Below are 18,514 nucleotides of genomic sequence, written 5' to 3' on the forward strand. Positions count from 1 at the left end.
AAGGGGTGAAAAAACCCGTCGCCCTTTCCATCGCCGATGCCCGCCGTATCTGGCTCAATGCCACCCGCCTCGATGAGCGCGCCCCCTTCGGCGACGGGCCGGCGGCGACATTGGCTGCCATCGAGCACCTTGGCTATGTGCAGATCGACACCATCAACGTCATCGAGCGCGCCCACCACCACATCCTCTACTCGCGCATCCCGAACTACCGGCGCACCGACCTCGCGCATGTCCAGAGCCAGGACAAGTCCGTGTTCGAGTACTGGACACACGCCCTCGCCTACCTGCCGCTGCGCGACATCGGCTTCTACCTCAACGAGATGCGGCACCATCGCTCCGAACCGATGCGGTGGTACGCCGATGCCGACCCCAACGACCTGAAACGCCTGCTGCGCCAGATCAGGAAGGACGGCGCCATCTCGATCCGCGATATCGAGGACGAGGAGCTGGTCGAGAAGGACCATCCCTGGGCCAGCCGCAAGCCATCCAAGCGCGTGCTGCAATACGGCTTCTACTCCGGCGAGCTCGCCATTTCCGAGCGCAACGGCATGGTGAAGACCTACGAACTGATCGACCGCCATTTCGGCTGGCCGCCTCGCCCGCGCGCCGCCACGGAACGGCAGATCGACGAGCACCTGATCGAGCGGGCGCTGACTGCCCAGGGCCTGATCAGCGGGCCCTCGGTGATGCACCCGAGACTGCGCTTCACGCCCGAGATGGCCAAGATGATCGAGTCGCGGGTGCGAACGAAAAAGCTGGTGCCGGTGATGGTCGGCGACGATACGACGGTCCACTACGTCCGCCCTGAGACCCTGGAACAGCCGGCGTTCCACCGCCCGCCGCTCGTCCACATCCTCTCGCCCTTCGATCCCCTGATCATCCAGCGGCGGCGGCTGAAGCTGTTCTTCGGCTACGACCACGTGTTCGAGGCCTACGTCCCCAAGGCTAGGCGCCAGTACGGCTACTTCACCCTGCCGGTGCTGGTGGGCGATGAGGTGGTCGCGGCAATGGACCTGAAGACCGACAGGGCGGCCGGCCGGATGCTGATCCAGTCCTGGCACTGGATCGGCGCCGGCAATGCTGCCGAGCACAAGGCCGCCATCGAAGAAGAACTGGGCCGGTTCGAACGCTTCCAGCTGGGGTAATCGCGCACCCCAGCCAAGCTTTGCGCCCGTTGCCGTGCAGGCAATACGTCTGCTACCTTCCGCCTAGTGCTGGCGAGGGGAGGGAACCATGCCGGGACTATTGAAGGTGCTGCTCGTCACGCTGCTGCTCGCCGGTCTTGCGACCACTGCGGACGCCGAGCAGAAGCGGCCCGGCCTAAGCGTCAAGGACAAGCAGGGCATCTGCGACCTGAAGTGGATCACTTGCCTCGATGGCTGCGACCAGTTGATCGACATCGGCGACGCCGTCGCCAGTTGCCAGCGCAGGTGCGATCGCCGGCACAATACCTGCCTCAAGCGCGCCCAGACCCTGGAGGCGCCGGACGTCGGCATCGACAACGGCGTGAGCACGCCGGGCATAACAATCGCGCCCTAGCGTCCGCGTCAGTCAGTTGGCGGACGCCGCAACAGCATCCGCCGCACACGATCAGGTCAGCAGGCGAGGAGGATGCCTGCGACGGGCAGTTGCATCTGCATGATGAAGCCCACGCAGCACGGGTCCATGGGTGGTGTGGCCATCAGCAGACGGCCCTGGATTTCGTCGAAGCGGAAGCCGGCATCGGCGAACTTGGCGCAATGGCTGCCCTCACCCTTCGGAGCGAGCGAGTCGAGGTCATCGAGCTGATCGCAATAGCCGCCTGGGCGCTTGTAGCTCTCCGGCGCATCCGGGCCGCACAGCTTGCTGGTGGCGGCGTTGGCGACATGCGCCGCCGCGAAACCTGAGGAAGGCAGAGCCGCCAGCAGGGCGGTGGCAATGACAAAAGGCAGGAACTTGGACAAGTAAGGGTCTCCCGAATGTATCGCCGGCCAGCGGCCGGGCGCGCCGGGACGCTAGGCATGTTTGCCTAACGAAACCTTACCGCCGGCCGGCAGTCGCATCCCGGCTCACCTCGCCCTCACCCTGATCCCCGTCTGGCTCAGGATCAGTTCGGCCTGTGCGGCCGAAACCACCGCGCCGCGGAAGCGGCCGGGCTTGCCGAGGATGTCGAGGCCGCCCAGGTCTGCGCCACGCAGGTCGGCATTCTCGAAGCGCGCACCCTCGATATTGGCCTCGCGCAGGCTGCACTGCTCGAACACCGCGTCGCGAAAGTCACTGTTGGCGAGGTCGGCCGAGCTGAAGTCGACCCCCTCCAGCTTTTCCTTGCGGAAATCGCACCCCGGCAGCCGCGCCGCGACGAGGAGCGTGCGCACCAGCCGCAGGCCGAGCGCCCGGGCGTCGGTGAAGTCGGCGCCGGTCAGCTTGCAGTCCTCGAAACGGACCGACGAGAGTACGGCGCTACGGAAGTTGCCGTTGTTGAAGTCCGAGGAGCGGAACGCTGCATCCTCGAGCCTGGCACCCTTGAACCCGGCATGGCCGCCGCGGCACTGGCTCCAGCGCGTCAGCTCCAGCATGGCGCCGCCGAAGTCGGTACGCCCCAGCCGGCAGCGCTCGAACACCCAGCCAGTGAAGTCGAGCCGGCTGAGGTTGGCCCCCTCGAGATCGCAATCGAGCAGCCTCGCCGGCCCGTCCCCGGCCAGTGTGGCGACCGCGTCGCGTGCGAGTGTCTGGCCTTCGATGGTGCGGCTCGGCTGGTCCATGCCGGAGCAATAGCTGAGTCTGAGAGGAAACCGGCCGCCTAAAACGGAACGGCGCCCTTCTGGGCGCCGTCCGCGGAACTCTGGTCGTCGGCAGAGGATCAGTTGAACCGGTAGCGGATCGTGCCGCGCAGCTCGTGGATCCAGTTGTTGTCGATCTCGAAGTAGCCCTCGCTCGTCGTGTCGGTGGGGGCGTTGTTGATCTGATTGATGTAGAGGCCGCGATAGCCGATATCGGCCACCCAGCTGCCCATGTCGTAGCCGACGCCGGCCATGACGGCCGCAGCGGCGCTGACATTGGTGCCGGTCGGCACAGGCACCGGAACACCCCACGGAGAATTGGTCTCGGTATGGTTCCACGCGGCGCCGACACCGGCGCCGACATAGCCGAACGCACCACCGGCGCCGGACGAATAGCTCCAGTCGCCGCCCAGCCCGAAGTCGTAATAGACGTTGGCGAGCGCAACGGTGGAGCGCAGCATCAGCGTGTAGTCGCCATTGTCGCCGGTCGGCGGATCGTCACCGCCCGTCTTGGTGATCTTGAGGCCGGTGGTCTCGACCGAGTCGATGGTGGCATCGAAGCGCAGGCCGGTGCCGGTCTCGTAGCCGAAGCCCGCGCCCCAGCTGTAGCCGTAGCCGTAGTCGACGATCGCGTCGGTCTCACTGAACCAGGGGTGCTTCACGTCCGGAGCCCAGTGCCAGTTCAGTGCAGCGCTGCCGCGCAGGTAGAACGAGCCGCCGATGTCGTAGTCGACCTGGGGAATGTCGGGATATTCGGGCATGTCCGCCGCGGCCACCGGGCCGGCGATCAGCAGTGCGGCTCCTGCCGCCAGTGCCGAAGCAAAAGTCTTGCGCATGTTTGAGTCCTTGTTGCCGCCAAGACGACCAATCGAGAGACCCCACCATGCGCCGAGACCTGTTAAAGGCGGCTTAACCCTAACGGATAACCCTAATATTGGCTGAAAAACAGAAGTTAACGAAACCTTGCGAAGACTTCGTGGGCCGCCTGAAATTCTCCGGAAGGTCTTGCGAGGCGGAGAACCCCGGCCATGGTCGCAACGGCCGGGGCCCCATTGCCTCCGTGCCCGACTCGAGAGAGGACACGCCTCGGACTGTAGGAGCAGGTCGTTAGCCTGCCGTGACGCGACCGTCTCCGTCGATGGCTCAGGCCACCTTTCGGATGGTCGCGGCAATCTCGCCGACGATCGCGGCCACCAGCCCCTCGTCGTCGCTCTCGGCCATGACCCGGATCACCGGCTCGGTACCGGACGGGCGGATGACCAGGCGGCCGCCCTGCCCCAGCCGCGCCTCGCTCTCCCTGATCGCCTGCTGCACCAGCTTGTGCTCCAGCGGCTTGCCTTCCTTGTAGCGCACCGACTGCAGCAGCTGCGGCACCTTGTCGAAGCACCGGCACACCTCGGACACCGGCTTGCCGGCCTGCTTGGCCACCGCCAGCAGCTGCAGCGCCGCGATGAGCCCGTCGCCCGTGGTGGTGAAGTCGGTGAGGATGATGTGGCCGGACTGCTCGCCGCCGACATTGAAGCCCTTGGCGCGCATGGCTTCGAGCACGTAGCGGTCGCCGACCTGCGTACGCTCGAGGCTGAGCCCGAGCCCGCCGAGATAGCGCTCGAGACCGAGATTGCTCATCACGGTCGCGACCAGGCCCCCGCCGCGCAGCTCGCCGCGCGCATGCCAGGACTGGGCGATCACCGCCATGAACTGGTCGCCGTCGACGATATCGCCCTTTTCGTCGACGATGATGACGCGGTCGGCGTCGCCGTCGAGCGCGATGCCGATATCGGCACGGAGCTCGCGGACCTTGGCGATCAGCGCGTCGGGGGCGGTCGATCCGACCTTGTCGTTGATGTTGAAGCCGTCCGGCTCGACGCCGATGGTGAACACCTCGGCGCCCAGTTCCCACAGCGCCGTCGGCGCCACCTTGTAGGCCGCGCCATTGGCGCAATCGAGCACCACCCGCAGCCCCGAAAGGTCCGTGCCCTTGGGCAGCGTGCGCTTGGCATATTCGATATAGCGGGTCTGGGCCGCCTCGTCGCGATGCGCGCGGCCGATGTCGCGGCCGTTCGACAGGCGCGGCGCCAGGTTCGTATCCATCAGCGCTTCGATCTCGCTCTCGACCTGGTCGCTCAGCTTGTAGCCGTCGTGGCGGAACAGCTTGATGCCGTTGTCCTCGAACGGATTGTGCGAGGCCGAGATCATGACGCCCAGGTCGGCGCGCAGCGAGCGGGTCAGCATGGCCACGGCCGGCGTCGGCATCGGCCCGAGCAGGTAGACGTCGACGCCGACGGCAGTGAAGCCGGCGGTCAGGGCGTTCTCGAGCATGTAGCCCGACCGGCGCGTGTCTTTGCCGATCACGACGCGGTTGCGGTGGTCGCCATTGGCGAACCTGAGTCCCGCCGCCATGCCGACGCGCATCGCGAGGTCGGGCGTGAGCTTGTCGCCATTGGCCAGCCCGCGGATGCCGTCCGTCCCGAAATACTTGCGCGCCATGTGAAAGCCCTCGACTTGCGGGTGGGCGCCTATTTAGCGCCGGTCTCCCACCATACGAAACAGATTGGTGCCGTTTCGTTAACCGGCAAATCCGGGCGGATGTGGGGCTGGGATGCAAGGACGGCGGTGGGTGTTGCACGGGTGCACGGCGCGCCATCAACGCCCCCGCGCCTTGCCGCTCATCCGGCGCTGCGCGCCACCTTCTCCCCGACGGGGAGAAGAACAGAGGGTGCCCTGATCGGGCCGCAGCGTGTTCCTCTCCCCGTCGGGGAGAGGGTGGATCGGCCGCAGGCCGAGACGGGTGAGGGGTGCGGCCAGGATACCCCGACAGACAAAAGGGCCGCCCCAAAGGACGGCCCTTTGTCTATCTGAACGTCGGCTCAGCTGCCCGGCTGCGGCTCCGGCGCGGCGCCGGGGTCGGCGTCGGGGCGCTTCTTGCCGGTCTTGCCGGCGACCGGCACGCCGGTCGACTTGACCGCCGGCTCGTTGTCCTCGGGCCGCGTCGGGGTCTTGCCCTCGAGCAGGCCGCGGATCTCGTCGCCGGTCAGCGTCTCGAACTCGATCAGCGCCTGCGCAATGGCGTGCAGGTCGTCGATGTTCTCGCGGATGACCGTCTGCGCCGTCTGGTAGCCTTCCTCGACGAAACGCTTCACCTCGGCGTCGACCACCTGCTGGGTCTCGTCCGAAAGGTGCGTGTTGCGCTGCATCATCGACCGACCGAGGAACACCTCGTCCTGCGCATCGCCGTAGAGCAGCGGCCCGAGCCGGTCGGACATGCCCCATTCGGTCGCCATGGCGCGAGCCAGGCCCGTGGCCATCTTGATGTCGGCCGAGGCACCCGAGGTCACCTTCTCGTAGCCGAAGATCTCCTCTTCGGCGACGCGGCCACCCATGGCCACGGCGAGATCGGCATAGGCCTTGCGGCGGGTGAGCGAGACCTGGTCGCGCTCGGGGAGCCGCATCACCATGCCCAGCGCGCGACCGCGCGGGATGATGGTCGCCTTATGGATCGGGTCGGACGCTTCCATCTTGATCGCGAGCAGCGCGTGGCCGGCCTCGTGATAGGCGGTGAGCTTCTTGTCCTCGTCGGTCATGCTGAGGGTGCGGCGCTCGGCGCCCATCATCAGCTTGTCCTTGGCGTCCTCGAACTCGGCCATCGTGACGAAGCGCTTGTTGCGGCGGGCCGCAAGGAGAGCTCCCTCGTTGACGAGGTTCATCAGGTCGGCGCCCGAGAAACCGGGCGTACCGCGGGCCAGCACCTTGAGGTCGACATCGGGAGCCAGCGGCACCTTGCGGACATGGACCTTGAGGATCTTCTCGCGACCCTGCACGTCGGGATTCGGCACCACGACCTGGCGGTCGAAGCGGCCGGGACGCAGCAGCGCCGGGTCGAGCACGTCCGGACGGTTGGTCGCCGCGATGAGGATGATGCCCTCGTTCGCCTCGAAGCCGTCCATCTCGACCAGCAGCTGGTTGAGGGTCTGCTCGCGCTCGTCATTGCCACCGCCGAGGCCAGCGCCACGGTGACGGCCGACAGCGTCGATTTCGTCGATGAAGATGATGCACGGGGCGTTCTTCTTGGCCTGCTCGAACATGTCGCGGACGCGCGAAGCACCCACGCCGACGAACATTTCCACGAAGTCCGAACCCGAGATGGTGAAGAACGGCACGTTGGCTTCGCCGGCGACAGCGCGCGCAATGAGCGTCTTGCCGGTGCCGGGCGGGCCGACCAGCAGCACGCCGCGCGGGATCTTGCCGCCCAGGCGCTGGAACTTGCCCGGATCGCGGAGGAACTCGACGATCTCCTCGAGGTCCTGCTTGGCCTCGTCGACACCGGCGACATCCTCGAAGGTGATCTTGCCCTGCGTCTCGGTGAGCAGCTTGGCGCGCGACTTGCCAAAGCCCATCGCGCCGCCGCGGCCGCCACCCTGCATCTGCCGGATGAAGAAGAACCACACGCCGATGATGACGAGGAAGGGCAGCCACGAGGTCAGCAGCATGCCCCAGAACGGGCTCGACTCCGGCTGATGCGCGGTGATCGACACGCCACGATCCTCAAGTCGCGACACGACGTCGGCGCCCTGCGGAATGACGGTCTCGAACTTGGAGCCGTTGGTGAGCTCGCCCGCCACCACATTGTCGGTGATCACCACCGACTTCACGCTGCCGGCATCTACGTCGGTAATGAACTGGCTGTAGCTCTTGTCGGAAACCGCAATTGCGCGGGTCGACGACTGAAAGACCTGAAACAGGCCCATCAGCATGAACAGAATCACCAACCAGATGGCGAAGTTCCGGAAATTGACGTTCATCATCCTGTCCTGAAGCCGGCCGATAGTGGGCCGGGAAAGTTAGGGCGAATGTAGGCCTCGCCCTGGGGCCTTACAAGGTAGCGGTAGGGCCAACCTGTGCGGCCCTTTGGCCGAAGAGTCGAGGGCGCTTGCGCTTTCCCGGTTAATTCCGCGTCACGGACCGCTGCCCCTTGCCGCGTGCCTGCGACTTGGCCGAGCGGCCGGGCTCAGGCGCAATCGATACCGTCTCGCCATCGCTGGAGATGAGGCAAGCATGCAAACTTGTCCGCTTCAGGGCCGGGTCGGCTCGCAGCCGGTCGACCAGCGCCTCGACGGGGGCGAGATCGTGCGCCTTGGCGCCGCCCCCCGCGTCGCGCAGCACGTTGCCGAGCGCCCGGATCGCCGCGGCGCGCGGCGCGGCCCGTAGCGCAGCGCGCGCGATGCGTCGCTCACCGGTCATTTCGTCGTGATCGACAGCAATCCTGGCCGCCATCTCCCCCAGCGCGGCGTCGGCATCGCGCATGCGGTCGGCGAAGCGGGCGAGGCGGCGGGCATCCAGCCCCATCGCCGCCAGCTGCGGCAGCATCTGCCGCCAGCGCACCCGCTCATAGCTGGTGTCGATGTTGCTGGGGTCGGCGGCAGGGGCAAGACCGGCGGCGGCGATGACCCTGGCCAGTTGCGCCTTCTCGATGCCGAGCAGCGGCCGCACCAGCATCACGCCGCCGATCTCGGCGAAGTAGTCCATGCCTCGCAACCCCTCGACGCCACTGCCGTGCGCCAGGCGCATCAGCACCGTCTCGGCCTGGTCGCCCAGGTGGTGGGCGGTGACGAGGACCTCGGCGCCATCTTCAGCCATGGCGGCGCCGATCAGCGCGTAGCGGGCGGCGCGGGCGGCCTGCTGGATGCCCGTTACCGGCTTGTCGCCCTCCCACTTGAGCCCGCGCGCGGCGAACCCATACTGATGTGCGATGGCGAGCACGAACCCGACCTCGTCGGCCGCCTCGGGCCTCAGCCCGTGATCGACGGAATAGACGATGAAGCGATCGGGCTGGGCGTGCTTGCGCGCATAGTCGGCGGCCAGCAGCAGCAGGGCGAGGCTGTCGGGCCCGCCGGAAACGGCGAGCCCGATGCGTCGGAACGCATTGAGCGGGGCGAAGATCGCCTCGCTGTCGATCAGTTCGTGACCGGGCATTTCGCCTTCTGCTGCTCCTCGGCGAGCCGCTGCTGGAAGGCCGGCGCGAGGTCGGGATAGCGCTGCTTGAGCGTGAAGAAGGTGCGGCAGCCGACATCCACCTGGTCAGCCCCCACCAGGGCCACGCCGAGCTTGAGCAGCATGTCCGGCGCCCGCTTGCTGTCCTTGTGCTTGGTATAGCCGTCGGCCAGGACCTGCGCCGCGTCGGTATAGGCTCCGCGCTGGATCAGCGCCTCGCCGAGCCAGTTGATGGCGTCGGGCGCCTGCGGATCGTCTGGGTAGAGCGCGACGAACTGCGAGAACTGGTCCTCGGCGAACGCATAGTCGCCGCGCGTCATGGCCTCGTAGCCCGCTTCGTACTGCGCCTTGGCATCGCCGTTCGAGATCGTGCCGCCATTGAGCGACAGGTCGAGCGGACGGCCCGGATCGAGGCTGAGTGCGTCATCGGGCGGCATGGTGCCGAGCTGGTCAATGCCGCCGCGCAGCAACGGGTCCTCGGAATCGCCGAGGCTGTCCATCGGCTGGCCCGCGGCGTCGACATTGCCCGGCGGCGCGGCCGCCGTGCCGTCGGACGGCTGTGCAGGCGCGATCGCCGCATCGGCCGGGGCCGGCGGGAGGGCGGGTTGTTCGGGCGCCGCGGTGGCGGCGGGCGCAGTCGGGGTCGGAGTCTGCGGCAGCGTATCGGACGGCGTCACGCCGTCAGTTGGCGCTGCCGCCTGCGGTTTTCCCCCGGCACCGCCTTCCAGCTGCTGGAAGCGGAACTCGTTGTCCTCGGCCTGCTTCTGCAACTGGGTCTGCATCTGGGTGAGCTGGAACTCCAGCCCCTCGACGCGACCGGTCAGCTGCCGGATGACGTCCTCGAGTTCCTGGATGCGCACCAGCAGCTGCGCCGTGTTCTGGCTGTTCTGGGCGACGAGGATGCGCTCCTGCGGCACCGCGGCCGGCGGGACCGGGTCGAGGCTGCCGGCGGCAAGGGCCGGCACGGTCATGGCCGCTGCCAGCAGCGTGCCGTAGATCGCGGGGCGCATGGCCGGTCCGCGAAGTGGTGGTGGTTTCACGTTGGGGTGCTCCGGATCGAAAGGAGGAGAACTGACAGCCTTGGAGTAGAGCAGGATTTCGACAAAAAGAAAGCGCCGGGCCCAAATACGCGGCGCCCGGCGCTCTTGCCTCCAGTCGAACAAGCCTCGGGGATTACGCACGGAATGCGCCGCTGAAATGAGCAGCGCCCCGCCCCGAAGCCCGCTCGTGACTATTGTACGACCGTCACAGCACGGCGGTTTTGTGACCAGCACGAAATATCGTTGCAGATCGCCACGGGCCGCTCCTTGCCGAACGACTTGGACGTGATGCGACGCTGGTCGACGCCCTTGCTCACCAGGTAGTTCACCACCACCGCGGCGCGGCGCGCGCCGAGCGCGATGTTGTACTCGCGGGTTCCGCGTTCGTCGGCATGGCCTTCGATCAGGATGCGGTAGTTCTTGTACTGGTTGAGCCACTGGGCCTGCTTGTCGAGCGTCGCCATGGCAGTGGGGGTCAGGCTCGAGGAGTCGGTCTCGAAGAATACGCGGTCGCCCACGCTGACGAGGAACTCCTGCTGGCTGCCCGGCGCACCGCCGCCCGGCCCGAGATTGCCGACGCCGGTCCCACCAGCACCGTTGCGCGAACAGGCCGCCACAGCGACCACGAGAACCACCAGCGCGGCAGCACGCAGCACGGCGATGAGGGGCGTTACAGAACGCATCCGGGTTGATCTCCTAAACGGAAGGATTCGAGTGGCGAAGTTTTACCGCCGGTAATCTTAAGGCGGGGTTGTCGCGTTTGGTTAATTCTTGGTCATTGGGGCGCGAATGTGGCCTGAATCCGGGCTTTTCCGTGGTGTTGCGGCCGGGCAACGGCGGCTTCAGTGCATGCGGTCCCATCCCACCCAGTTGCGCCAGGCAGCAAGCTGCCAAGCTCCACTACCCTCCCCATCAAGGGGAGGGACACCGCAAGAACCGGAGCATTCAGTCTGTTGTCCCTCCCCCTTGTGGGGGAACCGGCGAAGCCGGTGGGTGGGAGCGGTAAGCACAGGCGTCGAACTAGCCCCTGAGCGGCGACCAGCTCGGATCCGACGCGAAGCTCTCGGTCTTGATGTTCTGCTCGTTGCGGCCCCAGATATCGACGGTCCACAGTCCCGGACCGGCATCGCCGCCCGGATCGCGCGAGAAGGCGATGACGCGGCCATTGGGGGCCCAGGTCGGCCCCTCCTGCACCTGGCCGGACGAGGAGAGGATGCGCTCGCCCGAGCCGTCGGGCTTCATCACGCCGATGTGGAACTGCCCGCCGGACTGGCGGGTGTAGGCGATCAGGTCGCCGGTGGGCGCCCATACGGGGGTCGAGTACAGGCCCTCGCCATACGAGATGCGCTGCGCGTTACCGCCGCCGGCGCCCATGATGTAGATTTGCGGGTTACCGCCGCGATCGCTTTCGAACACGATGCGCGAACCGTCGGGCGAGTAGCAGGGCGAGGTGTCGATGGCCGCGCCGCTGGTCAGCTGGGTCGGCTGGCCACCATTGGCGGCAGCCGAATAGATGTTGGTGGTGCCGCCGTTGGACACCGAGAAGACCACGGTGCCGCCATCGGGCGAGAACTGCGGCGCGAACGACATGGGCGCGCCGTTGATCAGTTTCCTCGATGCGCCGCCGAGTCCGGCGAAATAGACCTGCGGCGTGCCATCGTCATACGAGGTGAACACCAGGCTGTCGCCGCGCGGCGAGATCTTGGGCCCCAGCGTCAGCGACTTGCCCGAGGTCAGGTACTGCACGTTGGCGCCGTCCTGGTCCATGATGGCGAGGCGCTTCACGCGGTTGGCCTTGGGGCCGGACTCAGCGACATAGACGATGCGGGTATCGAAATACCCCGTGCCGCCCGACAGCGAGGCATAGATGGCGTCCGACACGATATGCGCGATGCGGCGGTAGTTCTGCGCATCGGTGCGGTAGGACTTGCCGACCACCTGCGCCGAGGCCTGCGTATCCCACACGCGCACCTGCGAGGAGACTTCGGCACCCCGATCCACCGAGCCCATCACCAGGGCATCGACGGTCGCCGCGCGCCAGGCGGCGAAATCGGGCTCGTTCTGCACGTCGCCGACGCGGATCGGCAGCGTCGCCGGATCGAGCGGCACGAACAGGCCGGAGCGGCGCAGATTGGCGCGCACGATCTCGGCGATCTCGGCGCCGAAGGCGGGATCGGACGAAGCGAAATCCGGAATGGCGATCGGCAGCGGCGTGAAATTGCCGCCCGTGACGACGATTTCGACCAGCGCCTGCGACGGCGTGGCAAGGGCGAATGCACCGCCGGCAAGTCCGAGCTTCAGCGCATTGCGCCGGGTGATCAGGGGCATGTTACGTCTCCAGTCTTTGCGTTGGCGCACGAGGTATTTCAGTACTCACGCGCGGCGAATTGGGCTCTCACGTCCTGGCCGGCCGCCATCGTGAACGGACCGCACCGCTGCAGCGCACGGGACACGGCCCGCGCATAGGCGTCTTCGATCTGGTTGGTCGGCGAACTCAGCATCTGCGGTCGCCCCGCCACCATGCCATCGGCACCGATCGTGAATGTGAACTCGGCGCGCGCATCAGCATCCTCGGCACCGGCCGGCAGAGTAATGCACGAACGGAGCTGGGCAACCAGCGCGCCGATCTCGGACTGGCTGAGCGTTGCCGCGCGGCCGGTTTCCTTGCCCAGGGTCGGCTGGCCGCCCTGCCCGGTGGTCGCGCCACGCGAGTCCTCGTTGTTGATGATGTTGGCGACCTCGTCGGCGGTCTTCTTGGCGTCGGCGGCCTTGGCCTGCTCGATGCGCTTCTGCTCCTCGGCGGCCTTCTTCTTTTCGTCGTCGGCCTTCTTCTTGGCGTCCTCGGCGGCCTTCTTCTTTGCCGCCTCGGCCTGCGCCTTCTCGTCGGCCTGCTGCTTCTTCAGCGCATCCTGCTGCTTCTTGTAGTCGGCGCGCTTCTGGTCGAGCGCAGCCGTCCGCAGGTTCGGCTTGGGTGCCGCATCCGCGGGATCGGGCGTCGGCTCTGGGGTGGCGACGGGCGCCGGATCGGGCTGCAGCGCAGGCTCGGGCACCGGCGTCGGCGTCGGCTCGGGCTGCGGTTCGGGCTGGGCGGCAGGAGGCGTGTCGGGGGTCGGCGCGACGGCCTCGGGCTGCGGCTGCGGCGAGGGCTCGGGCGCCGCATCCGGCGCTGGCGCCGTGTTCTCGGTGGGCGCCGGCGTCACCTTGGCGTTGTCGGCCGGCGTCGGCTGGTCCTCGGTGGTGTTGCCGGTCGGCTGCGCGATCTCGGCGGGCTTGGTATCCTCGACCACCGACGGCGTCTCGGTCTCGACGATCGTGCTGTCCAGCGAGCCCATGCGGATGTTGGTGAACTCGGACACCGGCACGAGGTCCACGGCGATGGATTCGACGGGAGTCGCATCGATCGGCCGGCCCATGCCGATGCCCACGATCGCCAGGACGATCAGTGCGGCATGTGCAGTGACGGAAACCGTGAACCCCGTGCGCATCAGCTCACTGGTCCTGCTGCGCCTGTTCCGTGATGAGGCCGATCTTGGAATAGCCGGCGCCCGACAGCGCCCCCATGACCTGCATCACCGAGCCGTAGTTGGCGGCAAGATCGCCACGCACATAGATGCGGTCCTCGGTGCCGTTGGTCGCCTGCGCCGCCACCTGGGTCACGAGGTCGGCGATCGCCACCGGCTGGTCGCCGAGGAAGATTCCGCCATCGTTGGTCACCGAAATGGTGATCGGTTTCTGCTCGGTATTGAGCTGCTTGGCCTGCGTCTTGGGCAGGTCGATAGGCACGCCCACCGTCATCAGCGGCGCCGCCACCATGAAGATGATGAGCAGCACCAGCATCACGTCGACCATCGGGGTGACGTTGATCTCGCTCATCGGCTTGCTGCCGCCGCCGCGCCGGCGTCCGCGCCGGCGTCCGCCGCCTCCGCCGCCGCTCGAAACAGCCATGGCCATCAGCGGGCACCCCGCGCTTCGAGCTGGCGGGACAGGATGGTCGAGAACTCGTCGGCAAAGCCCTCGAGCCGGCCGATCAGCTTGTTCGCGTCACCGCTCAGCTTGTTGTAGGCGATAACGGCGGGAATGGCCGCCAGCAGGCCCAGCGCGGTCGCGAACAACGCTTCGGCGATCGGCCCCGCCACGACAGACAGGTTCGTGCTCGATGCGGCCGAAATGGCCGTGAATGCGTTCATGATGCCCCATACCGTGCCAAAAAGGCCAATGAAGGGCGAGGCCGAGCCCACCGTGGCAAGGAAGCCCAGGCGCTTCTCCAGCGTCTCGCTCTCGCGGGCGATGGCCACATCCAGCACCTTGTCGAGGCGCCCCTGCACGCCGACGAACGAGGACGCATTCTGCTCGTGGCTGCGCTTCCACTCCTTCATGGCGGCGACGAACACCGCGCCGAGGCCCGGCGAAGGCCGCTCGCTCATCTGCTGGTAGAGCTCCTCGAGCGACTGGCCCGACCAGAACACGCGCTCGAACTTGTTCATCTCGCCCTTGACCCGGCCGTACAGCATGGTCTTGTCGACAATGATCGCCCAGCACCAGACGGAGGCGGCCAGCAGGCCGACCATCACGGTCTTGACGACGAGGTCCGCCTGCCAGAACAGCGCCCAGATCGAGAGGTCGGCATGCGGAGCGACCGTGCCGACGGCATCCATGGCTTCCATGTAAGGGTCCTTCTCAGTCCGGCCCCGACGACCGAAACCTGATCGTCGGTCGATGCGGTCCAAATTTGTCAAATTTAAGAGAAAAGCCCGGAATCCCGGACCTTTGGCAGCACTGGGGATGCCCTGCCTTACTTATGGTCAAGCAAGCGTTAACAAAGCGATTCCGCGCCTGCACGGGAACGCGACGGATCGGCGCAAAGCAACTTCGGCCTTCCTGCAGCGTTTCCAGTCAACCGCGGAGTCCGGGGGCTCGCCGTGGTTGGACTTCGCAACCATCCGAGGAGATCCCCCAATGCAAAACGCAATGACCCGCACCCTGCTCGCAGCGACGGCCGTCCTGGCTTTCTCGGCCATGCCGGCCCTGGCCGAAACCCTGAAATTCTCGGCCGACCTCAAGGGCGCCTCGGAGGTGCCGCCGACGGATTCGGCGGGCACCGGCAAGCTCGAGGCGACGCTCGACACCGACTCCAAGGTGTTCACGTGGACGGTGACCTATGAGGGTCTCAGCGGCGATGCTATCGGCGCGCACTTCCATGCCGGCGCCAAGGGTGCAGCGGGTGACGTGGTCGTGCCCATCCCTGACCCGCTGGCCAGCCCGATCAATGGCAATGCCAAGCTCACCGACGACCAGATCACCCAGCTCAAGGGTGGCGGCTGGTACCTCAACATCCACACCGCCAAGTTCCCTGACGGCGAAATCCGCGGCCAGGTGATGGCAGCTGCGATGTAGCCCGACCGGGGCCGTCCGCGGCCCCCGCCCTACTTGCTGAAGGCGGCGACGAGGTCGCGCGGCATGCGCGCCACGCCGCCGCTGGTCTTGATGGCGACCACCTGCACTTCGGCCCGGGTGATCTCCACCCCGTCGCGCGCGATCGACTGCAAGAGGTTGAGCCGCGCCGGCGTCATCGAGGCGACCTGGGTGGTGACGTCGAGCAGGTCGTCGATATGGGCGGCTGCCTTGAAGTCGATGCTCATCGAGCGGACCGCGAAGGCGACCCCGTCCTTCACCAGTTCGGAATGGTGCACGCCGCGCTCGCGCAGGAACTCGGTGCGCCCCCGCTCGAAGAAGTGGAGGTAGGCGGCGTGGTAGACGTTACCAGAAAAGTCGGTGTCTTCGTAGTAGACGCGGACGCTGAGATGGCTGGTGCTCACTCGCTCTCCGGCTCCTCGAACAGGCTTCCCTGCATCCCGACGAAGCCCTGCGGCGTCGGGAGCCCCAGGTGCTGGAAGGCGAGCGCGGTGAGCATGCGGCCGCGCGGGGTGCGCTGGATGAAGCCCTGCTGGATCAGGTAGGGCTCGACGATCTCCTCGAGCGCGTCGCGCGGCTCGGAAAGTGCCGCCGCGATCGTCTCGATGCCGACCGGCCCGCCGCCGTAGAAATCGGCGATGACCCGAAGGTAGCGCCGATCGAGCTGGTCGAGCCCGCGCGCGTCGACATCGAGGCGAAGCAGCGCCTTGTCGGCGATCGAGCGCGTGATCTCCCTGGCGCCATCGACCAGCGCGAAGTCGGTGACACGGCGCAGCAGCCGCCCGGCAATGCGCGGCGTGCCGCGCGACCGGCGCGCCACTTCCATCGCGCCATCGGGCGCCATCGGCGTGCCGAGCAGGCGCGCGCCGCGCTCGACGATCTTCACCAGTTCTTCCGGCGTGTAGAAGTTGAGCCGGATGGGAATGCCGAAGCGATCGCGCAGCGGCGTCGTCAGGAGGCCCGCGCGGGTGGTGGCGCCGATCAGGGTGAATTTGGCGAGATCGATCCGCACCGAGCGCGCCGCCGGTCCTTCCCCGATGATCAGGTCGAGCTGGTAGTCCTCCATCGCCGGATAGAGCACCTCCTCGATCGCCGGATTGAGCCGGTGGATCTCGTCGATGAACAGCACGTCGCGTTCTTCGAGGTTTGTGAGCAAGGCAGCAAGGTCACCCGCCTTGGCGATCACCGGGCCGGAGGTAGCCCTGAAACCAACCCCGAGCTCGCGCGCCACGATCTGCGCCAGCGTCGTCTTGCCCAGTCCCGGCGGACCGACGAACAGCACATGGTCGAGCGCCGTGCCCCGGTGCTTGGCCGCCTTGATGAATACCTCGAGATTGGCGCGCGCTTCGGCCTGGCCGATGAACTCTGAAAAGCCCGAGGGACGCAGCGAGACATCCAGCGGATCGTCGCGCCCGGCAGTGGCGGAGGTGAGGTCAGCGTTCACTTGAGCAGTTCCATGCCTGGGACGAATTTGGCGGCGTTGACGTCGAACGTCGCCGTTCGCGGCGCCCCTGTCTCTTCGCCGGCGCGGGCAATCAACAAATCAGCGAAATCGATCTTTGAACGCGTGTAGTTCGCCACCGCCCACTCGACCCGATCACGATGTTCGACCACGAAATCATCGGAGTCCAGCAGCCACTGTGCCGCCTTTTGAAGCTGTTCATATCCGTACCCGTAGTGGCGATTGAGGACCCAGACCAGCTCAACGAGGACGACGATAGAAACGAAAGCCGGATCCGCAGCGGAACGTTGAGAAAAGAACGCCTCCGCCTTTTCCCGCTGCGGCTCCCCCGCCACCAGCAGTCGCACGAGAACATTGGTGTCGACGCCGATCATTGCTTCAGCGAGCGCTCGTAGCTTTCGACGATCGCATCACCGATCGCCTCATTCATTTCTTCGACAGTGGTGTTTCTCACGCCGCTCGGCGGCGGGCCGAGCATCCCGGCCAGGTCAATCGCCCGCAGCTTCCGCGGCTTCACGATGACTTTGCCGTCATCCACGATCCATTCCATCAGCGTTCCCTCTTCGAGGCCAAGAAAGTCCCGCACTTCCTTGGGCACGGTGGTCTGACCCTTGCTGGTGACCTTACCCACATATCTTGTCCGTGCAGATTGCGACTTGCCTGCCATTTCATCTCTCCTTACTTGGCCACAATAGTAAGGAGTAAGGCTCAGTGCAAGGATTAGCTGCTCAATTCCCTGAGTCCGAGCCGGATCAGCTTGTCCGTCGCCAGCCCGTCGCCTTCCTTGCCCACGACGCGCGCCACGGCAGCCGAGGCCTGCGCGCTCGAGTAGCCGAGGTTCACCAGCGCCGAAACGGCGTCGGCGACGTTGCCCGAAGCCACGCCTTCGCCCAGCGCCGCCTGCAGCCCGAGGGTACCCGCATCCACCGTGCCGCCGACCGGCGCCTTGCCCTTGAGCTCGGTGACGATGCGGACAGCGAGCTTGGGGCCAACCCCGTTGGCGCGCCCGACCATCGCCTTGTCCTGCAATGCGATGGCGCTCGCGAGCTCCGACGGGGTGATCGTGGAGAGGATGGAGAGCGCAACCCGCGCGCCCACCCCCTGCACGGTCATCAGCACGTTGAACCAGGCCTTCTCCGCCTCGGTGAAAAAGCCGTAGAGCCGGATCATGTCCTCGCGGACGATGGTCTCGATGTGCACCACCGCCGCGTGCCCGACCTGCGGAAGGGCCGCCAGCGTCTTGGACGAACAGAACACCTCGTAGACGACGCCGTTGACGTCGACATGGACGAAATCATCGCCGAAGCCGTCGACCAGGCCCTTGAGCTTGCCGATCATGCGATGGCCCGGATCTGACGGATCGCGCGGTGGTGCGCGTGGCACACCGCGATGGCGAGCGCGTCGGCCGCGTCGGCGCCCTTGAAGCTGGCGGTCGGCAGCAGGATCTTGATCATCATCTGGATCTGGGCCTTCTCGGCATGTCCGGTGCCGACGACGGATTTCTTGATCAGGTTGGCGGCGTATTCGCCCACCGGCAATCCGCGCAGCGCCGGAGTCATCAGCACGACGCCGCGCGCCTGGCCGAGTTGCAGGGCCGACCGTGCCCCCGCGGAGACGAACGTCTCCTCCACCGCCGCCTCGTCGGGCTCATGCTCGTCCAGCACGGCCGCGATGCCGCGGTGCAGCTCGACGAGCCGCTCCGACAGCGGGGCATCGGTGGCCGGCGTGATCGTGCCGCAGGCGACAAAGCCAAGCCGGTTGCCGGTGCTCTCGATGATACCCCAGCCGCACCGCCTGAGGCCCGGATCGATGCCGATGATTCGCACGGTTTCCGCCATGGCTCATGCTTTAGG

21 protein-coding genes are annotated in these 18,514 nt (G+C 66.7%); 3 read left to right on the top strand and 18 right to left on the bottom strand.

Features of this window, described 5'->3' with window-relative positions:
- The first annotated feature begins 5 nt into the window (after positions 1-5).
- Together J0I99_RS19025 and J0I99_RS19030 are read left to right on the top strand one after the other, a co-directional pair.
- Positions 6-1,145 carry a crosslink repair DNA glycosylase YcaQ family protein gene (locus J0I99_RS19025; protein WP_291399056.1) on the top strand — a complete coding sequence of 380 codons (1,140 nt, stop codon included), beginning with the start codon at positions 6-8 and terminating at the stop codon, positions 1,143-1,145.
- Between the two features lie 88 nt (positions 1,146-1,233).
- Entirely contained in the window at positions 1,234-1,539 is a 306-nt protein-coding gene (locus J0I99_RS19030) for a hypothetical protein (protein ID WP_291399057.1), read from the top strand.
- A gap of 56 nt (positions 1,540-1,595) precedes the next feature.
- Here the strand turns inward: J0I99_RS19030 and J0I99_RS19035 are convergent, their stop codons facing one another.
- The 12 genes from J0I99_RS19035 to tolQ all read right to left on the bottom strand — a co-directional run bounded on the left by J0I99_RS19035 (position 1,596) and on the right by tolQ (position 14,442).
- Complete coding sequence (locus J0I99_RS19035; protein ID WP_291399058.1) at positions 1,596-1,943, bottom strand: hypothetical protein; 348 nt, start codon at positions 1,941-1,943, stop codon at positions 1,596-1,598.
- A gap of 105 nt (positions 1,944-2,048) precedes the next feature.
- Positions 2,049-2,741, bottom strand: a complete 693-nt coding sequence (locus J0I99_RS19040; protein WP_291399059.1) for a pentapeptide repeat-containing protein — start codon at positions 2,739-2,741, stop codon at positions 2,049-2,051.
- Positions 2,742-2,839: 98 nt separating this feature from the next.
- Complete coding sequence (locus J0I99_RS19045) at positions 2,840-3,595, bottom strand: hypothetical protein (protein ID WP_291399060.1); 756 nt, start codon at positions 3,593-3,595, stop codon at positions 2,840-2,842.
- 307 nt (positions 3,596-3,902) lie between these two features.
- Positions 3,903-5,246: a phosphoglucosamine mutase gene (glmM, locus tag J0I99_RS19050; protein WP_291399061.1), complete on the bottom strand. Its 1,344-nt coding sequence runs from the start codon at positions 5,244-5,246 to the stop codon at positions 3,903-3,905.
- Between the two features lie 380 nt (positions 5,247-5,626).
- Positions 5,627-7,558, bottom strand: a complete 1,932-nt coding sequence (gene ftsH / locus J0I99_RS19055) for an ATP-dependent zinc metalloprotease FtsH (protein ID WP_291399062.1) — start codon at positions 7,556-7,558, stop codon at positions 5,627-5,629.
- Positions 7,559-7,700: 142 nt separating this feature from the next.
- Complete coding sequence (tilS, locus tag J0I99_RS19060) at positions 7,701-8,729, bottom strand: tRNA lysidine(34) synthetase TilS (RefSeq protein WP_291399063.1); 1,029 nt, start codon at positions 8,727-8,729, stop codon at positions 7,701-7,703.
- Entirely contained in the window at positions 8,711-9,757 is a 1,047-nt protein-coding gene (gene ybgF, locus J0I99_RS19065) for a tol-pal system protein YbgF (protein ID WP_291399064.1), read from the bottom strand. Before ybgF ends, tilS begins: the two co-directional genes overlap by 19 nt.
- 221 nt (positions 9,758-9,978) lie before the next feature.
- Positions 9,979-10,470 (bottom strand): peptidoglycan-associated lipoprotein Pal, encoded by a 492-nt coding sequence (pal, locus tag J0I99_RS19070; RefSeq protein ID WP_291394207.1) that lies wholly within the window; start codon positions 10,468-10,470, stop codon positions 9,979-9,981.
- Between the two features lie 337 nt (positions 10,471-10,807).
- Positions 10,808-12,115 (bottom strand): Tol-Pal system beta propeller repeat protein TolB, encoded by a 1,308-nt coding sequence (gene tolB, locus J0I99_RS19075; RefSeq protein WP_291399065.1) that lies wholly within the window; start codon positions 12,113-12,115, stop codon positions 10,808-10,810.
- Between the two features lie 38 nt (positions 12,116-12,153).
- Complete coding sequence (locus J0I99_RS19080; RefSeq protein WP_291399066.1) at positions 12,154-13,272, bottom strand: hypothetical protein; 1,119 nt, start codon at positions 13,270-13,272, stop codon at positions 12,154-12,156.
- A 4-nt stretch (positions 13,273-13,276) separates the two neighbouring features.
- Complete coding sequence (gene tolR, locus J0I99_RS19085; protein ID WP_291394204.1) at positions 13,277-13,738, bottom strand: protein TolR; 462 nt, start codon at positions 13,736-13,738, stop codon at positions 13,277-13,279.
- On the bottom strand, positions 13,738-14,442 hold the full coding sequence (gene tolQ / locus J0I99_RS19090) for a protein TolQ (RefSeq protein WP_291394211.1): 705 nt from the start codon (positions 14,440-14,442) through the stop codon (positions 13,738-13,740). The genes tolR and tolQ overlap by 1 nt, the downstream gene beginning before the upstream one ends.
- Positions 14,443-14,743: 301 nt before the next feature.
- On the opposite strand from tolQ, the gene J0I99_RS19095 reads away from it, so the two are divergent.
- A complete protein-coding gene (locus J0I99_RS19095; protein ID WP_291399067.1) occupies positions 14,744-15,181 on the top strand; it encodes a CHRD domain-containing protein in 438 nt (145 codons plus the stop codon).
- A 29-nt stretch (positions 15,182-15,210) separates the two neighbouring features.
- Here the strand turns inward: J0I99_RS19095 and J0I99_RS19100 are convergent, their stop codons facing one another.
- The 6 genes from J0I99_RS19100 to ruvC are packed head-to-tail and all read right to left on the bottom strand — an operon-like array spanning position 15,211 to position 18,499.
- Complete coding sequence (locus tag J0I99_RS19100) at positions 15,211-15,603, bottom strand: YbgC/FadM family acyl-CoA thioesterase (RefSeq protein ID WP_291399068.1); 393 nt, start codon at positions 15,601-15,603, stop codon at positions 15,211-15,213.
- Positions 15,600-16,643, bottom strand: a complete 1,044-nt coding sequence (ruvB, locus tag J0I99_RS19105; protein ID WP_291399069.1) for a Holliday junction branch migration DNA helicase RuvB — start codon at positions 16,641-16,643, stop codon at positions 15,600-15,602. The genes J0I99_RS19100 and ruvB overlap by 4 nt, the downstream gene beginning before the upstream one ends.
- Positions 16,640-17,035, bottom strand: a complete 396-nt coding sequence (locus J0I99_RS19110; RefSeq protein WP_291399070.1) for a PIN domain-containing protein — start codon at positions 17,033-17,035, stop codon at positions 16,640-16,642. Before J0I99_RS19110 ends, ruvB begins: the two co-directional genes overlap by 4 nt.
- The gene (locus J0I99_RS19115) at positions 17,032-17,328 is read right to left on the bottom strand and encodes an AbrB/MazE/SpoVT family DNA-binding domain-containing protein (RefSeq protein WP_291399071.1); all 297 of its coding nucleotides are present in this window, start codon (positions 17,326-17,328) and stop codon (positions 17,032-17,034) included. Before J0I99_RS19115 ends, J0I99_RS19110 begins: the two co-directional genes overlap by 4 nt.
- A 53-nt stretch (positions 17,329-17,381) precedes the next feature.
- Complete coding sequence (ruvA, locus tag J0I99_RS19120) at positions 17,382-17,999, bottom strand: Holliday junction branch migration protein RuvA (RefSeq protein ID WP_291399072.1); 618 nt, start codon at positions 17,997-17,999, stop codon at positions 17,382-17,384.
- Positions 17,996-18,499, bottom strand: coding sequence for a crossover junction endodeoxyribonuclease RuvC (ruvC, locus tag J0I99_RS19125; RefSeq protein WP_291390997.1), 504 nt, complete (start codon positions 18,497-18,499; stop codon positions 17,996-17,998). Before ruvC ends, ruvA begins: the two co-directional genes overlap by 4 nt.
- Positions 18,500-18,514 lie beyond the last annotated feature (15 nt).

Source organism: Devosia sp. (genome assembly GCF_017307495.1).
GTDB lineage: Bacteria > Pseudomonadota > Alphaproteobacteria > Rhizobiales > Devosiaceae > Devosia_A.

Excerpts from the sequence above, each read along its gene's own strand:
- J0I99_RS19030 (WP_291399057.1), top strand. The coding sequence starts at position 1,234 with ATGCCGGGACTATTGAAGGTGCTGCTCGTCACGCTGCTGCTCGCCGGT.
- J0I99_RS19040 (WP_291399059.1), bottom strand. The coding sequence starts at position 2,741 with ATGGACCAGCCGAGCCGCACCATCGAAGGCCAGACACTCGCACGCGAC.
- J0I99_RS19045 (WP_291399060.1), bottom strand. The coding sequence starts at position 3,595 with ATGCGCAAGACTTTTGCTTCGGCACTGGCGGCAGGAGCCGCACTGCTG.
- glmM (WP_291399061.1), bottom strand. The coding sequence starts at position 5,246 with ATGGCGCGCAAGTATTTCGGGACGGACGGCATCCGCGGGCTGGCCAAT.
- ftsH (WP_291399062.1), bottom strand. The coding sequence starts at position 7,558 with ATGAACGTCAATTTCCGGAACTTCGCCATCTGGTTGGTGATTCTGTTC.
- tilS (WP_291399063.1), bottom strand. The coding sequence starts at position 8,729 with ATGCCCGGTCACGAACTGATCGACAGCGAGGCGATCTTCGCCCCGCTC.
- ybgF (WP_291399064.1), bottom strand. The coding sequence starts at position 9,757 with ATGCGCCCCGCGATCTACGGCACGCTGCTGGCAGCGGCCATGACCGTG.
- pal (WP_291394207.1), bottom strand. The coding sequence starts at position 10,470 with ATGCGTTCTGTAACGCCCCTCATCGCCGTGCTGCGTGCTGCCGCGCTG.
- tolB (WP_291399065.1), bottom strand. The coding sequence starts at position 12,115 with ATGCCCCTGATCACCCGGCGCAATGCGCTGAAGCTCGGACTTGCCGGC.
- J0I99_RS19080 (WP_291399066.1), bottom strand. The coding sequence starts at position 13,272 with ATGCGCACGGGGTTCACGGTTTCCGTCACTGCACATGCCGCACTGATC.
- tolR (WP_291394204.1), bottom strand. The coding sequence starts at position 13,738 with ATGGCCATGGCTGTTTCGAGCGGCGGCGGAGGCGGCGGACGCCGGCGC.
- tolQ (WP_291394211.1), bottom strand. The coding sequence starts at position 14,442 with ATGGATGCCGTCGGCACGGTCGCTCCGCATGCCGACCTCTCGATCTGG.
- J0I99_RS19095 (WP_291399067.1), top strand. The coding sequence starts at position 14,744 with ATGCAAAACGCAATGACCCGCACCCTGCTCGCAGCGACGGCCGTCCTG.
- J0I99_RS19110 (WP_291399070.1), bottom strand. The coding sequence starts at position 17,035 with ATGATCGGCGTCGACACCAATGTTCTCGTGCGACTGCTGGTGGCGGGG.
- J0I99_RS19115 (WP_291399071.1), bottom strand. The coding sequence starts at position 17,328 with ATGGCAGGCAAGTCGCAATCTGCACGGACAAGATATGTGGGTAAGGTC.
- ruvA (WP_291399072.1), bottom strand. The coding sequence starts at position 17,999 with ATGATCGGCAAGCTCAAGGGCCTGGTCGACGGCTTCGGCGATGATTTC.
- ruvC (WP_291390997.1), bottom strand. The coding sequence starts at position 18,499 with ATGGCGGAAACCGTGCGAATCATCGGCATCGATCCGGGCCTCAGGCGG.